This window comes from Bifidobacterium sp. FKU (assembly GCF_026016385.1).
GTDB classification, from domain to species: Bacteria; Actinomycetota; Actinomycetes; order Actinomycetales; family Bifidobacteriaceae; genus Bifidobacterium; species Bifidobacterium infantis.
This window is the reverse complement of record NZ_CP092888.1, coordinates 286852-301499: the sequence shown is the minus strand read 5'-3', so window position 1 is coordinate 301499 and position 14648 is coordinate 286852. Positions and strand designations below refer to the sequence as shown.

The window sequence follows — 14648 nt, the reverse complement described above, 5'->3', positions numbered from 1 at the left end:
ATCCAGGCGTTAAGAGTGATTATTGCGGTCGTACCGCTCATGAATGTTCGCTGCGTCTCTGAGTCTTCGCGAACTTCGTTTACTGTACAACGCCAACTCGACCAACGCAAAACGGCCCGCCGAAAACCAAAAAAACTCCCTCTGTGACGAGGGAGCTCAACAAGGTTTACTCACTTTTTCTCGTGGTAGGACTTTTCGGTGTTGACGGACCACACGTTCTTCTTGGACGTCTTGCCGGTCTTGATGTTGCCGACGGCCTCCATGGCGGTGGCCATGGAGTGGTCCATGTTGTTGTAGCGGTGCTGGCCGTTACGGCCCACGCAGTACAGGTTGCCGAAGCCGTCGAGGTACTCGATGAGCTCGTCCATGTGCTCATAGGTGTCGAAGTAGGCGGGGTACGCCTTCCTGACGCGCTCACGATGGGAGTCGATGACCTCGTCCGGACCGTTGATCACACGCATGCGGGTGAGCTCGGAGATCGCGAACTTGGTGACGTCCTCCTCGCTCATGTTCCAGAACGGGTCGCCCTCCTCGCAGAAGTACTCGAGGCCGACCCACACGGTGTCGTCCACGTCCTTGACCAGATACGGGCTCCAGTTGTTGAAGATCTGCAGACGGCCGACCTTGTAGCCCGGGTCCTGCACGTAGATCCAGCAGTCCGGCACAATCGGCGGGTTGCCGAGGGTGGGGATGTTGGTGGTGTTCTTGAGCTTCAGGTGCTTGACCAGCAGGCCCACGGTCACGAAGTCGCGGTACGGCAGGCCGTTGGCCACCTCGGTCATATCGGCCGGGGCGGGCTTGGAATCAGCGGCCTCGGGATCGTCGCCGGCCGCGTCGATGGCGTTGACCAGGTCCTTGACCGGCATCGAGGAGATGAACTGGTCGCCGGAAAGCTCGGTGCGGTTGCCCTCGGAATCCTCGTACACCACGGAAGACACGGCACCATCGGTCTGGCGGACCTCGACCACCCTGGCGTCGGTCAGCACCTTGACGCCGGCGGCCTCGCAATTGGACTCGACGGTCTCCCACAGCTGGCCGGGACCGTACTTCGGATACCAGAACTCCTCGATCAGCGAGGTCTCGACCTCCGCGTTGGAGCGCTTCCTAGGGCTAAGTTTCTGGAAGGCGTTCTTGAGCACGCCCATGATGGACAGGCCCTTGACGCGCTGGGCACCCCAGTCGGCGGAGATCTGGGAGGGGTGGCGGCCCCACAGCTTCTCCGTGTAGCCCTCGAAGAACATCGAATACAGCTTGCGGCCGAAACGGTTGATGTAGAAGTTCTCCAGGTTGTCTTCCGGCAGCTTGTGGAACATGGACTTCAGGTAGCTGAAACCGGCCACCATGGTGAGCTTGAAGCCCATGGCCTTCAACGTGTTGGGGCTCAGCGAAATCGGGTAATCGAAGAAGTGGCGGTTCCAGAAGATACGGGACACGCGGTGGCGCTTGAGCATCACCTTGTCCTCCGTCTCCGGATCGGGGCCTCCCGGCTCCATGTCGTGGTCGCGGCCGAGCTTCTTGTCATCATAGGAGGGTGCGCCCTGCAACGGCAGAACGGTCTTCCACCAATCCATGATGCGTTCGTCTTTGGAGAAGAAACGGTGGCCGCCGATATCCATGCGGTTGCCGTTGTGCTTTACGGTGCGCGAGATACCGCCGAATTCGCGGGTCGCTTCCAGCACGGTCACGTCATAGTTTTCCGCGCCGCCGTCCTTGACGAGTTCCCATGCGGCGGTCAGTCCAGCCGGACCGCCGCCGATAATCACCACGGATTGCTTTTGCGTCACTTTGAGGTCTCCTTATAAAACAAGATCTCAAGCAGTCTACCCGAAGGTAGGGAAGACGATGCTTGCAATCGTGCATGGTCCCGGCGTGCGGCTTTGTCGCGCGAAGGCTCGACCCGTGCCCGGCATGCGGCTTTCATTCGCGTCGAATAGGCGGCGCCGTCCTTCACTTCATGTGGAAGACGGCGCCGGATGATTATGAGCGGACAGTCGGCATCAGCGACGCATACGCCACACATTCAGCGAGACGCCTATCAGCATCAATCCGACCGTCAGCACGACAAACACCGTGACCGAACTTCCGGTACGTGCCAGTGACGTCGGACGGGCATTCGTGGTGGATGATGCCTGACCGGCACCGGTTCCCTTGCCGGCGCCATGCGTCGCCGCATCGGGATCGGTCGCGGGCTTGCCGGATGGCTGCGGCGACGGGGTCGCATCGGCCTGTTCCGCGATGCGGGCATCCTGACCGAGCGTCTTATGATCGGCGGCCAGACAGCTTTTCAGTTCGGTCAGCTTGTACCATGTCGAACCATCGGCGACCGGCGTGCATTCGGAACGGAACGGAACCTCGTTCTCGTTGTACAACATGCGCACGATGGGCGTGTACCGTTGTCCGGTGGCGGGGTCCTCACCCTTCCTGGCGTACACATCCCATTGCACATTCGCGGCCATCGGCGTCACCGATTCGCCACGCCACTCATTGTTGTCGTAAGTGTACACGTCCGTGGTGGAGGCCGGTGCCTGCTGCGTGGAGCCCGGCAATCCCAGCAATGCGGCAAACGGCATCATGGTTTCCGCATGGGCGAACCGGAACGTCGCCACAGTGGATCCTCCGTTCACCCGCGCATCAATGGTATTGAGGAAATCATCCAACAGAGGCTGCGCGATGGAATAGGTCTCGTTCTGACCGGCGTAGCTCGGCCCCTTCTCATAAAAGTCCTCGGTATCAAGCGCCCATGCGAACAGTCTGGCATCATCCGCATATGCTCCCTGGAAATACTGGTCGAAGGCGAAGGTGTGGTCACCGGTGTTCTCATTGTGCATGTCGGCGGCGATGATGTACAGGTTGTACAAATCCATCGCGGCGTCATACTCACTCTTGATCTTCTTGGAGACTTCGCCGCATGCGTCGGGATCTTTGGACGCATCGGCACCTGGCGCGCAGTTCTTGCCGCCTTTCTTGGTGCCGTCTGTGGTGTTGTACCACTTATATTCGCCATTCTCGAGTTTGGCGAGGAATTCTTCGGTGAAAATCTGGGACAACAGGTCATGTGAGGCCCGTTTGACGTCGACGTTGTCACCTATGGTCTTCTCAGCACCGGCGATGGTCGCATCATTGGCAACGAAATTCTGGTAGTTGTTCGCGATGTCGTATGCCTTGGTACCCGGCACCTTGCTTGTGCCATCGGGATTCTGCACCTTGTGGAAGTACAGGGTGTCGGGATTCTTCTGGAAATCCTTGCCATTGCCGGAATCGGCGGGATTCGTCGGCGCGCTGACATTGCCGATGAGCCTGCCTCCCGAAGCCTCGTTGAAACCTTTCTCGAAGTTCTCGCCGGACTCAGTGGCACGCGCTTCGCCGGAGGACTGGTAGGCAATCGTCCCGCCATCCGCTGCGGCCTGATCAAACAGCGACCGATTACGCTGGTACGCACGTTCTCCGATACCGTAATGCTGCTGTGCGCCCTGACCGGTCAGCATGCCATAGCCGTTCTCGACATTGGCCGCGGTGATGCCGCTCAGGTTTTTCACGAACTCGGTTTTGATGGCCTCCGACTTGAACCCGCCATCCCGAGCGGCGGTCTCGGCCATCCTCATCAGCAACGCATCGTACTTGTAGCTGGACAGGCCACGTGATCCGTGACGGGCCATGCTCTCGGTATAAATCGGTCCGTATCCTTTCGGAGCCTTGCTATAGGACGACGCGGTCGCGTCATTCGGGGCCACATACGGCTGTTTGCTGCTGTAGTACCGGCCGTCGGCCTCCAGAGCCTGAGCCGGCCGGATTGTTCCCGGCAACAACATGGCAGACGCGACGAGGCATGCGACGGAACCGACTATCCTCTTCATCACTCGTGTTGACATCGATTATTCACTCTCATCTCATCAACGGAAAAAGACGGGCCCGCGACCCGAGCGCGCCATGAGTATGGTATGAGCATGAATCGAACACGACACACGTATCAAGTGACATCCCGGCAAACCGTGGTCGCATAATCGGTGAATAGGCGACCGCCGTGGCGTGACACCGGATCAGTGGATGTCGTCGGGGATGTCGATATCGGTTTTCTGGACTTCTTCGACGTTCACGTCCTTGAAAGTCACGATGCGCACGGACTTGACGAAACGGCTGGAACGGTAGACATCCCATACCCATGCGTCAGTCAGCTGCACATCGAAATACACGTCCTGGCCAGCGGAACGCACGTTGAAATCGACCTTATTCGCCAAGTAGAAGCGACGTTCGGTCTCCACCACATAGGTGAACAGCTTGATGACGTCACGGTATTCCCTATACAGCGCGAGTTCGGCGTCGGTTTCGTAATTGTCGAGATCCTCGGCACTCATGCTTGTTTACTCACTCACTTTCCGTATCGCGTTTGCGGCCGCGGCCCAGCGTACGCCACCATGCTTCCTTTGAGGGCTTGCGTTCTGCCTGATCGTACGGCCAGTTGCTTTCCTCTTCGAGACTGTGGCGCGCGTTCTTCTGCGTATCGTCGTGGTGCCCGGCCTGTGGCTCGACTGGCTGTGCGGCCGCCGGCGTCTGGGCCTGGGACTGCACGTCACTCGTCGTGACGGCGGCTGCCTCACCACGCTGTGCCGGCTCGGGTTCCGGCTTGTTCTGCTGGATGGCGATGGAATGCTCACGCGCGGACAGCGCTTCCTTGACACCCGGGTTGTCCTCAATCAAGTGCATGCCAAAAGCGTCAAGCGAACGAATCGGATCGTACTCGTCGACCAACGTGTCCATGACGATAAGGTCCTGATATTTGTTGTTCTCGACATCCCACAACGCGTCGCGCGAGGTGCCGGACGGCACGAATCCGAGCGACTGGTAGACCGAAATCGAACGGCTGTTCTTTTCCGGCACGCTCACCCAGATGCGGTGCATGCCCAGGCCGGCCGGTTCGGGCGCAAAGCCGTAAGTCATCACACGCGGCATGGCGTCACGGGAGTAGCCGCGGCCACGGTATTCACGGCCCAAGATGATCTGGATGCGGGCGGACTTGGACCAGCCGTCGATGTCGATAAGGAAAATCATGCCGATGACATTATCGGTGCTGGCCGCATCGAGCTGACCGTCATCGTCATGGTCGGCGTCAGTCAATACAGCCCATGCGATGGTGCGGCGGGATTCCGGGTCGCCCACGCCGGATTCGGCGGGCGCCTGACCGGCTTCCCAGGCTTGGGAGCGGCGGACCCACGTGTGTACAATGGCGCGTTCGGTGACCGCATCCTTGCCGGTGATCTTGGATGCGCCATAGAAGGCATCTAGTTCATCCAAACGAGGCAGATCCTCGGCGGTGGCGGGGCGCAGGTGCACCATTTCGCCACGAATTGGCGGAATGACGATGCTCTGTGGCAGATCGCGCTTCAGTTGCACTTCGGTAGCCATGCTCAGCGTCTCGTTGGTTGCGGTCATCGGTATACATCCCCCGGTTCGGCTTGTTTCGGCTCACGGTCCAGTGCCGAGCATATCTTACTCGACTGGGTGAACGCTGGAAATGCTCTGAGTCGACTTTCTTACAGAATCAATAAAGGCTCCCGCTGGCGGGAGCTGTCTAACGAATTTGAACTGGAGGATTTCCCTACAAATAAGTGCTCCCACTGGCGGGAGCTGTCCGCGAAGCGGACTGAGGGTGGTCATCCGACCATGGCGACTACCCTCAGTCTTACTCCGTTCGACAGCTCCCGCCAGCGGGAGCCAGTGAATCTAATCAGCCCTTGATCTTGCCCATGACGACCTTGGTGACGGCCTTGGCGTCGGCCTGGCCGCGCGTGGCCTTCATCACGGCGCCGATGATCACGCCCATCGGCTTCATGTTGCCGCTCTTGAGCTTCTCGACGACATCCGGGTTGGCTTCGAACGCCGCGTCGACGGCCGCCTCGATGGCGCCGTTGTCTTCGACGATCTTGTAGTCGTGCTTCTTGACGACTTCATCCGGGGTGCCTTCGCCCTTCAGCACGCCTTCGACGGTCTGCTTGGCGAGCTTGTCGTTGAGCTTGCCGGAGGCGATGAGCTTCTCGACTTCGGCCACGTCGGCCGGGGTGATCGGCAGCTCTTCGAGGGACACGCCCTTGGCGTTGGCTTCGCGGGAAAGCTCGCCCAACCACCACTTGCGGGCACCGGCGGCCTTGGCACCGGCCTTGACGGTTTCCTCGATCAGGTCGAGGGCGTCGGCGTTGAGGATGTCGCGCATCTGAAGGTCGCTCAGGCCCCATTCGGACTTCAGACGGTTGCGGCGCTCGCGCGGCATTTCCGGCATCTGGGCCTTCATCTCCTCGATGTGCTCCTTGGTGATGTGGAGCATGACGAGGTCGGGGTCCGGGAAGTAGCGGTAGTCGTCGGCATCGGACTTCAGACGGCCGCCGGCGGTGGTCTGCGAAGCCTCATCCCAGTGGCGGGTCTCCTGCAGAATCTCCTTGCCGTCGTCCAGACGGGCGGCCTGACGGCGGATCTCGTACTGGATGGTCTTCTCGATGCCGCGGAACGAGTTCACGTTCTTGGTTTCGGAACGGGTGCCGTAGGGGGCGTCCGGGCTCGGACGCAGCGAGACGTTCACGTCGGCGCGCATGTTGCCCTGCTCCATGCGGGCGTGGGAGATGTTCAACGCGCGCACGATGTCGCGGATGGCGCGCATGTAGGCGCCGGCGATTTCGGGAGCGCGATCGCCCGCACCCTCGATCGGCTTGGTGACGATCTCGATCAGCGGCACGCCGGCACGATTGTAGTCGACCAGCGAGTGATCGGCGCCTTCGATACGGCCGTCGGCACCACCCACGTGGGTGTTCTTGCCGGCGTCGTCCTCGATGTGGGCGCGCTCGATCGGCACACGGAAGACGGTGCCGTCCTCCAGTTCGACATCCAGGTAGCCATTGCCGTTGGTGGGCTTGTCGTACTGCGAGATCTGATAGTCGCGCGGCATGTCCGGGTAGAAGTAGTTCTTGCGGGCGAACTGGCTCCACTCGGCGATTTCGCAGTGCAGGGCCAGGCCCAGCTTGATCGCGTAATCGACGGCGGTCTTGTTGATCACCGGCAGGGAGCCCGGCAGGCCGAGGCTCACCGGGGTCAGTTCGGTGTTCGGCTCGCCGCCGAACTCGATGTGGGCCGGGCAGAACAGCTTGGTGTTCGTGGACAGCTCCACGTGGGTTTCCAGACCGAAGACCACATCGTACTTCTTGGTGGCATCGGCGTATTTCATCAGTTTTTCAGCCATGATGTTGTTTCTTTCCTTCCGATGCTCACTTGCCTAGACCGTCAAGCCACGGGGTCTTGAGGTCGTTCCAGATCGGGCCGTTCCAGCTGTCTTCCAGCGCGGCTTCGAGGGCCGCAGCCGGCTTGTACATGACTTCGTCGCGCTGCTGCGGGGCGATGAACTGGAAGCCGACGGGCAGGCCGTCGTCGGACAGGCCGGCCGGGATGGACATGGCGGGCATGCCGGCAAGGTTGGCCGGAATCGTGGCGATGTCGTTGACGTACATGGCCAGCGGATCGTCCATCTTCTCGCCGAACTTGAAGGCGGTGGACGGGCTGGTGGGCGAGATCAGCACATCGACCTGTTCGAAGGCCTTCTTGAAGTCCTCGATGATGAGCGTGCGAACCTTTTGGGCCGAGCCGTACCAGGCGTCATAGTAGCCGGCGGACAGGGCGTAGGTGCCAAGGATGATGCGGCGCTTGACCTCGTCGCCGAAGCCGGCCTCACGGGTGTAGGCCATCATGTTGGCGGCGGTCTGGGGCACGCCGGCCGGCGGCATGACGCGCAGACCGTAGCGCATGCCATCGTAACGGGCCAGGTTGGAGCTGACCTCGGACGGCATGATGATGTAGTAGGCGCCCAGCGAGTATCCGATGTGCGGGCAGGAGACCTCAACGACTTCGGCGCCCATGTCCTTGAGCTTGTCGACGGCCTCGTTGAAGCGGGCCTCGACGCCGGGCTGGAAGCCGTCGCCGCCGAGTTCCTTGATGAGGCCGACCTTCATGCCCTTCAGATCGCGCTTGGCGCCTTCGCGGGCGGCGGCGACCATCGGACGCGGGCCTTCGGGGATGGAGGTGGAGTCACGCTTGTCGTGGCCACCGATGATCTCCTGCAGCAGTGCGGAGTCGAGCACGGTGCGGGAGACCGGGCCGATCTGGTCGAGCGAGGAGGCCATGGCGATGGCCCCGAAACGGGAGACGCCGCCGTAGGTGGGTTTGACGCCCACGGTGCCGGTCAGGGCGCCGGGCTGACGGATCGAACCGCCGGTGTCGGTGCCGAGGGCGAGCGGGGCTTCGAATGCGGCGACCGCGGAGGCGGAGCCACCACCGGAACCGCCGGGCACACGCTCGGTATCCCACGGGTTGTGGGTGGTCTGGTAGGCGGAATGTTCGGTGGAGGAGCCTTGGGCGAATTCGTCGAGGTTCGTCTTGCCGAGAATCGGCATGCCGGCGGCCTTGAGCTTTTCGATGACGGTGGCGTCGTACGGCGGCACCCAGCCCTCGAGGATCTTGGAGGCGGCGGTGGTTTCGATGCCCTTGGTGACGATCATGTCCTTGATGGCGATCGGCACACCGGCCAGCTCGGGCAGGGCGGCCTTGTCTTCGGCGGACTTGGCGTCGAAGGCGTCGGCCTGCTCGAGAGCCACATCGCCGGAAACCTTCAGGAAGGCCTTGATAGACGGCTCAGCGGCTTCGATCACCTTGAGGTGGGCTTCGACGAGCTCGCGAGAGGTGACGTCGCCCTTCTTGATGGCAGCGGCCTGCTCGGCAGCAGACAGTTTGACAAGAGTTGCGGTTTCGTTGCTCATCGATTACTCCTCGCTTCCCAGGATTCGCGGTGCCACGAACATTCCGGCCTCGGTCTTCGGGCCACCGGCGATCGCCTCCTGCTGCGTGAGCGGGGTTTCGGCGACGTCCGGGCGCAGGTAGGCTTCCAGCGGAACCGGGTTGGCGGTCGGCGGCACATCGTCGGAGGCGACTTCCTGGACCTTGTTGATGGAGTCTGCGATGACGTTCAGTTCGCCCTGCAGACGGGTGATTTCCTCATCGGTGAGCGCGATTCGGGCCAGATCGCCCAAATGCACGATTTCTTCGCGTGAAAATGTTGGCATGGCCATAACTATATGAGCCGTATGTGACACGCAGTTGTCGGGAATCCTCATTTTCCTACCTACTGGAGCCCTTCAGCGAATCAGAAGCTCAAGCCGGTCGAGCATTTGCCCCGCTGCTGGCTTCTTCGGCGGGGCAAAACCGTTGCCGGACCGCAAGTTCACCTTACTGAGACGACTCGCAGCAGAGCAAAACCGCGAGCTGACCGATGAAACGCCCCGCTCAGCCATCCCAGCAAAACAAAACCGCGGTCCAACCAATAGAACGCCCCGCTGAGACGCCCCGCAGCGAGGCAACGCCACGGCCCAACCGCAAATGTGCCCCACTGAAGTATCTGCATGGCCACCCTAATAAGCTCACAATGAGCCCAAACACACCTACATCGAACATATGAACGACAATCGCCCTGCGCACCTCGCCAGTTATCCACATTTTGCATACCCACCCAAAAGAATCCACATAATCAGTCCAATACGGTCAGATGCCTGATAATCAGGCAAAAACACACATCTAGGCACCGAAGCTAGAACCACATAACCCCAGACAGATAGACACCGTGTTCACCATTGGCATACCGTCGAATCATGAAACATCACAAAGCAGTGGACATACTCATCACGAAGGCTGAAGCAACGCAACAGTGCGCTTATGGAACAACCAAGGCACACCGCTCGGCGCTGGCTCGGCGCGTGCAGGCGCGCGAACTCAAACGTGTATTCCCCAACATGTACGCCGCTTCGGAATACTGGGATTCGCTACAACCCGACGAACGTATCAGACATATTGCACGAACTCTTCATAACAGACATCCGGATTGGGTGTTCGCCGGGGTCACGGCAGCGGCCATCCACGATTTTGAACACCAATGGCATCTTCATGCTGGCACCATCACTCTCGCCACAACATCACGAGGTCCCAACGCCAGCAGTGCAAAGGTCAAACGCATCTTCACGTCAAGCAGCACGCCAGAATATGCCAATGGACTCCCGGTGACCAGCAAAGCCAGAACGGTGGTGGATTGCGGGCTGTCCGTCGACTTCCGATTTGCACTGCCCATTATCGATTCGGCGCTGCGCAACGGCGTCGCCATCACGGACATTCTGAATGTGTGCAGCACTATGCGACGTGATTGCACGCCGATATTCCGCCTACTGCATTATGCCAATCCGGCGAGTGAGAATGGTGGCGAGTCACTTGGACGAGGCACCATCATCGCAGGCGGCCTATTAGCCCCAGAACTGCAACAAAACATCACCGACCCGCAAACCGGTGCTCTGTATCGCGTGGATTTCCTCTGGCGGCTACCTGAGAATCGGCTTATCGTGGGCGAATTCGATGGCTATGAAAAATATGTGAACCCGGATATGAATGACCGCAAGGGCGTTCGTGGTGCAGTTCAGGCGGAGAAAGAACGGGAGACGGCACTGTACCGGGCCAAAGTCGACACCATTGTCCGATTCACCTATGAGGAGGTGATGCAACAACATCCTTTACTCAATAAGCTGCGGGCAGCCGGCATACCTCATGCTGGAACAGTGATGGGAGCTGGTTAAGCGCAGTGAACCACGGTGGTCAAATCCATGGGGTCAGAGTCACCAGAACCATGGTCACTGCAGAACCGCCAAAGCCATAGCCATGACAAACTGCCAGGACCATGGCCGAACCGGCAGAACTGCCAAAGCAGTAACCCGCGTTATTTGATATCTGATATCCGCTTTTCCGGTGATGATGAGACCGCCGATCCATGCGGCGGCAGCCCAGGCGATGAGAATCAGGCCGGACTGCCACCATTCGGGAATCCAGTAGTCCGGTTTAACGGCTTCGGCCAGTGTGGACTGCGCGGAGCTGCTGATGCCTGCGGCGAGCAGGATGCCGACGATGCCGGCGGCAAATGCGAATTAATGCCGCGGCGATGGATTTGGTGGCGTAGATCATGCCTCTAATGTGGCCCATATTGGGCAGATGCGGCGGGATTGTCGGCGCATGGCTACACGCCTGATACGGCGTGTTGGGCAATCCATGCGTGCATGGCCACGGCCGCCGCAGCGCCTGCATTAATGGAGCGCACGGAACCGAATTGAGAGATGTAGACCACATCGTCGGCCAATGCGAGAGACTTGTCGCTCAATCCGGGGCCTTCTGCACCGAAGAGCAGCAGGCACCGCTTGGGGAAGGTATAGGCTTCCATCGGCACTGCGCCGGGAATAATGTCGAGGGCGATGACGCGGGCGGCTTGAAGCTCCTTGATGCGCGCATCACAAGCATCGATTTCGGCCAGCAGCTCATGAAGGTGCTTGTTGTTTCCATCCACAGCCACATCATGCGCATGGATGGCGGCGGCACCGGCCTTGGCTCGTTCATAGGCGATTTCACCGGCGATGCGATGATGCCAGCTTTCCACCAGTTCGGCGATGGAGGGGTGGTGTTCGACGTGCTGGTACAGTTCGGTCATCAACGCTCCCTTGCGATTCCACTTATGTGGACCGACAATGTGTACGCGCTTGGCCTGGAAGGCGTTGGCGGTGCGGACCATGGAACCGATGTTGAAATCGTGGGTCCAGTTTTCCACCGCAACTTCGAAGTCGTGACGCCCTCGAGCGTCAAGATCGGCCTTAATGGCAGCGACGGTCCAGTAGCGGTAACGGTCCAATACGTTGCGGCGGTCGCCGTCGTTCAACAGCACCGAGTCGAAACGACCGTCATAATTCGGAGAAGTCGGATCGTCAGGACGAGGCTCGCCGGGATGGGTCTCAGACCACGGCCCAAGGCCGATTTCACGGAATTCCGGTTCACCTGAAGCCTTGGCAGCCAAAGAAATCTGGTTGGGTGCGTGCAATCTTTCTCCTCGATAACGCTATTCACCGGTTCCTCTTAGTCAGCTTCGCTGCTCAGCCCGGCTGACTTTATGCGAGGGAAGTCAAAGGTGGATTTACCGCAGTTCGGATTCGTCGAAGACCTGGATGAAGGGGAGCGTTTGCTCGTCGCCGGTGGAGGGGTTGACCACATTGATGTCTTTGGCACCGCCACCGACCAGCGAGGCGATGGCCACGACCTTGGCACCCAGCTGCTCCACTATGCCAAAGTCGAGGCTCAGCTCATTGCCGTTGCGCAGGGTGACCAGCGAGCTGGTCTGCACGTACGACTTTTCGGACAGCCAAGCATCCAACAGCACCACACGGCGGCCTTCGATGGAGGGGCCCTTGATGGACGGGTAGACGAAGTCCATCACGAATCCATCTAGGTCCTCGCCACGAGAGGAGGCGGCCTGGATCATGGCGGACACCATGGGCACAGATGCTGCGGTCAAGGCACCAACAGCATCGAAGTCATCAACCGAATAGCCCGCATCTTCCAAAGCGTCAATCAGCACATGGCCCATGACGGTGGCGGCATGGTGGTCGAAAGTCACCGCGGCAAGTTCGGAGAACGGACGGCCCACCACATGCTCCCTCAGCAAGGTGGCTAGCTGCTCACGCGGCTCCAGCATGGCAAAGTCATTATGGCTCTTCGCGACGGCGAGGTCCGGGGTACCAGTGGGGCGGAATCCAGATTCAGTCATGACTCCAGACTATCGCCTGAGGCAGTCAGATGAGTATCACCCTCATCGGCCGGCACCACTTCAGGGGCGGACAGTTCGCTCACATTGCCTTTATCTGATTCGATGATCGGTACTTCCTCGATGATCTTGGTCGGTTCGATTTTTTGCAGCTTGCGAGCGGTGGGCAACACACGGCGTTCCAAGCTGGACGCGAACTTGTTGTAGGCGCTGACCGTCTTAGTAATCTGGGTGCCCAATTTGATGGCATAATCACCCAACGTGGAGAACCGTTCGTACAGTTCTCGGGACAGATCGAACAGCTGCTTGGCGTCATCGGTGAGCGACTGCTGCTGCCAGGCATAGGCGACGGATTTCAGCACGGCCCACAGCGTGACCGGCGAGGTGAGCGCCACTTTGCGAGAGAACGCATCATCCATCAGTGTGGGATCGGCTTCGAGCGCGGCCTGCAATAGTGCCTCATTGGGGATGAAGGCCACCACAAAATCGGGTGCCACATCAAAGGCATTCCAATAGGCCTTTTCGCCGAGAGCACGTACATGCTCGCGCAACGCCTTGGCATGGGACCGCAGCAAATCATCGCGGCGGGCAATATCCTCGGGGCTGGCGGTGTCCGGGATTTCGCAGGCACGCTGGTAATCGGCATAAGGCACTTTGGCATCAATCGGAATGGTCTTGCCTCCCGGCAGATGCACGATCATATCCGGGCGCAACATACGCCCATCGGCATCCGTGACCACCACCTGGGTATCGAAATCGACATGTTCCAGCAATCCGGCGGATTCGACAATGTTCTTGAGCTGGGCCTCGCCCCACGCGCCACGCACCTTGTTATTGCGCAATGCGGCGGACAGGGAGCTGGTCTCCTTGTCCAAACGGGCCTGCTGGTCGTTGAGCCCCTTGAGTTGGGCTCCCAATGCGCCCATTTCCCTCTTGCGGCCCTCTTCGATCTGCGTGACCTTGTTCTGCAAGGTATCAAGATTTTTGGCCACTGGCGCAAGCGCCTCGAGCACCTTGCTCTGTTCTTTCAAACGTGCTTCCTGTTCAGCACGCTTGGCCTCGGCGTCCCGAGCATCCGCCTGACGCTTCCGTTCCGCCTCCGCAGCCGCACGCTCACGTTCCTGCTGAATGCGAATCTGCTCAGCCTGCTGCGCCTGGGCAAGTTGTGACTTGGCGAAAGCCAATTGCTGGTTCACGCCTTCAATCTGAGCCTGTGCGGCAGCATTGCGAGCACTGAGCTCAGCATTCTCGAATCGCGCATTCTCCAGCGAGGTCTTGGCCTCCTCCAGCTCCTCGCTTTTGACGCCTCGAGCCATCTCCTGACCCTTATGGCGCCCCAGCACGAAGCCGGCGAAGAGGCCAAGCCCTGCACCAACCACTAGCACGACGATGACGATAATCACGGTTCCTATTTGCTCAAACATGGTACCCAGTATGTCATCGATGGTGAATGACGGTAAATTTTTACCGAACTCGACGATTTCAAGCCGTTAAACGGACGCTCAGCAGCCCACATTGGACGCTTGGCCTTATCGCAGTCGAGCATCAACCGTTATTATGCCGTGTCGTATCCGAGCGTCAGACGGCCTTTCATGATTTGCCAGCGCGCGTCATCATGCGGCAGAACTCGTCACGATTTGACGAGACGCGCAATGGCCGCGGAAGCCTCCGCAAGTTTTTCATCGGCCACCTCGCCGCCCTGGACCGACGCCTGCCGCACGCAATGGTTGAGATGATCGTCCAGCAGCAATAACGCCACGGATTTCAGCGCCGAATTCGACGCCGAAATCTGCGTCAGAATATCGATGCAGTATTTGTCATCCTCCACCATCTGCGTGATGGCGCGCACCTGCCCTTCGATACGGCGTAATCGTGCGATGACCTTGGCCTTGTCTTCGTCATAACCATGCATCGCAAACCCCCTGATACTTATCCGTCAGCTGAACACACCCCATTATATACCCTCTAGGGGTATAGGGTATACACTGTTGTTCAGTACATC

At 59.6% G+C, this 14648-nt stretch carries 12 protein-coding genes; 1 reads left to right on the top strand and 11 read right to left on the bottom strand.

Features of this window, described 5'->3' with window-relative positions:
• Positions 1-170 precede the first annotated feature (170 nt).
• From MMB48_RS01345 to gatC, 7 genes are all read right to left on the bottom strand, one after another.
• Positions 171-1784 carry an NAD(P)/FAD-dependent oxidoreductase gene (locus MMB48_RS01345; protein WP_032744550.1) on the bottom strand — a complete coding sequence of 538 codons (1614 nt, stop codon included), beginning with the start codon at positions 1782-1784 and terminating at the stop codon, positions 171-173.
• 213 nt (positions 1785-1997) lie between these two features.
• On the bottom strand, positions 1998-3869 hold the full coding sequence (locus MMB48_RS01340) for a histidine-type phosphatase (RefSeq protein ID WP_080714823.1): 1872 nt from the start codon (positions 3867-3869) through the stop codon (positions 1998-2000).
• A 168-nt stretch (positions 3870-4037) separates the two neighbouring features.
• Positions 4038-4352, bottom strand: coding sequence for a DUF2469 domain-containing protein (locus MMB48_RS01335; protein WP_003828150.1), 315 nt, complete (start codon positions 4350-4352; stop codon positions 4038-4040).
• A 10-nt stretch (positions 4353-4362) separates the two neighbouring features.
• Positions 4363-5427, bottom strand: a complete 1065-nt coding sequence (locus tag MMB48_RS01330; protein WP_032744548.1) for a GNAT family N-acetyltransferase — start codon at positions 5425-5427, stop codon at positions 4363-4365.
• A gap of 295 nt (positions 5428-5722) precedes the next feature.
• Positions 5723-7222: an Asp-tRNA(Asn)/Glu-tRNA(Gln) amidotransferase subunit GatB gene (gene gatB / locus MMB48_RS01325; protein WP_032744547.1), complete on the bottom strand. Its 1500-nt coding sequence runs from the start codon at positions 7220-7222 to the stop codon at positions 5723-5725.
• 25 nt (positions 7223-7247) lie between these two features.
• Positions 7248-8789, bottom strand: coding sequence for an Asp-tRNA(Asn)/Glu-tRNA(Gln) amidotransferase subunit GatA (gatA, locus tag MMB48_RS01320; RefSeq protein ID WP_032744545.1), 1542 nt, complete (start codon positions 8787-8789; stop codon positions 7248-7250).
• Between the two features lie 3 nt (positions 8790-8792).
• The gene (gene gatC, locus MMB48_RS01315; protein ID WP_032744654.1) at positions 8793-9092 is read right to left on the bottom strand and encodes an Asp-tRNA(Asn)/Glu-tRNA(Gln) amidotransferase subunit GatC; all 300 of its coding nucleotides are present in this window, start codon (positions 9090-9092) and stop codon (positions 8793-8795) included.
• A gap of 582 nt (positions 9093-9674) precedes the next feature.
• On the opposite strand from gatC, the gene MMB48_RS01310 reads away from it, so the two are divergent.
• The gene (locus MMB48_RS01310) at positions 9675-10643 is read left to right on the top strand and encodes a type IV toxin-antitoxin system AbiEi family antitoxin domain-containing protein (RefSeq protein WP_007051533.1); all 969 of its coding nucleotides are present in this window, start codon (positions 9675-9677) and stop codon (positions 10641-10643) included.
• A 434-nt stretch (positions 10644-11077) separates the two neighbouring features.
• Here the strand turns inward: MMB48_RS01310 and MMB48_RS01305 are convergent, their stop codons facing one another.
• The 4 genes from MMB48_RS01305 to MMB48_RS01290 form a co-directional block, all read right to left on the bottom strand.
• Complete coding sequence (locus MMB48_RS01305) at positions 11078-11926, bottom strand: TrmH family RNA methyltransferase (protein ID WP_012576697.1); 849 nt, start codon at positions 11924-11926, stop codon at positions 11078-11080.
• 93 nt (positions 11927-12019) lie between these two features.
• Positions 12020-12649 carry a phosphoribosyltransferase gene (locus MMB48_RS01300; protein WP_012576696.1) on the bottom strand — a complete coding sequence of 210 codons (630 nt, stop codon included), beginning with the start codon at positions 12647-12649 and terminating at the stop codon, positions 12020-12022.
• Complete coding sequence (rmuC, locus tag MMB48_RS01295; protein WP_032744544.1) at positions 12646-14070, bottom strand: DNA recombination protein RmuC; 1425 nt, start codon at positions 14068-14070, stop codon at positions 12646-12648. The genes MMB48_RS01300 and rmuC overlap by 4 nt, the downstream gene beginning before the upstream one ends.
• Positions 14071-14276: 206 nt before the next feature.
• Positions 14277-14558: a metal-sensitive transcriptional regulator gene (locus MMB48_RS01290; RefSeq protein ID WP_012576694.1), complete on the bottom strand. Its 282-nt coding sequence runs from the start codon at positions 14556-14558 to the stop codon at positions 14277-14279.
• Positions 14559-14648 lie beyond the last annotated feature (90 nt).

What these genes read in the sequence shown, in the direction of transcription:
- MMB48_RS01340 (WP_080714823.1), bottom strand. Translation starts at nt 3,869, where the DNA reads ATGTCAACACGAGTGATGAAGAGGATAGTCGGTTCCGTCGCATGCCTC.
- MMB48_RS01335 (WP_003828150.1), bottom strand. Translation starts at nt 4,352, where the DNA reads ATGAGTGCCGAGGATCTCGACAATTACGAAACCGACGCCGAACTCGCG.
- MMB48_RS01330 (WP_032744548.1), bottom strand. Translation starts at nt 5,427, where the DNA reads ATGACCGCAACCAACGAGACGCTGAGCATGGCTACCGAAGTGCAACTG.
- gatB (WP_032744547.1), bottom strand. Translation starts at nt 7,222, where the DNA reads ATGGCTGAAAAACTGATGAAATACGCCGATGCCACCAAGAAGTACGAT.
- gatA (WP_032744545.1), bottom strand. Translation starts at nt 8,789, where the DNA reads ATGAGCAACGAAACCGCAACTCTTGTCAAACTGTCTGCTGCCGAGCAG.
- gatC (WP_032744654.1), bottom strand. Translation starts at nt 9,092, where the DNA reads ATGCCAACATTTTCACGCGAAGAAATCGTGCATTTGGGCGATCTGGCC.
- MMB48_RS01310 (WP_007051533.1), top strand. Translation starts at nt 9,675, where the DNA reads ATGAAACATCACAAAGCAGTGGACATACTCATCACGAAGGCTGAAGCA.
- MMB48_RS01300 (WP_012576696.1), bottom strand. Translation starts at nt 12,649, where the DNA reads ATGACTGAATCTGGATTCCGCCCCACTGGTACCCCGGACCTCGCCGTC.
- rmuC (WP_032744544.1), bottom strand. Translation starts at nt 14,070, where the DNA reads ATGTTTGAGCAAATAGGAACCGTGATTATCGTCATCGTCGTGCTAGTG.
- MMB48_RS01290 (WP_012576694.1), bottom strand. Translation starts at nt 14,558, where the DNA reads ATGCATGGTTATGACGAAGACAAGGCCAAGGTCATCGCACGATTACGC.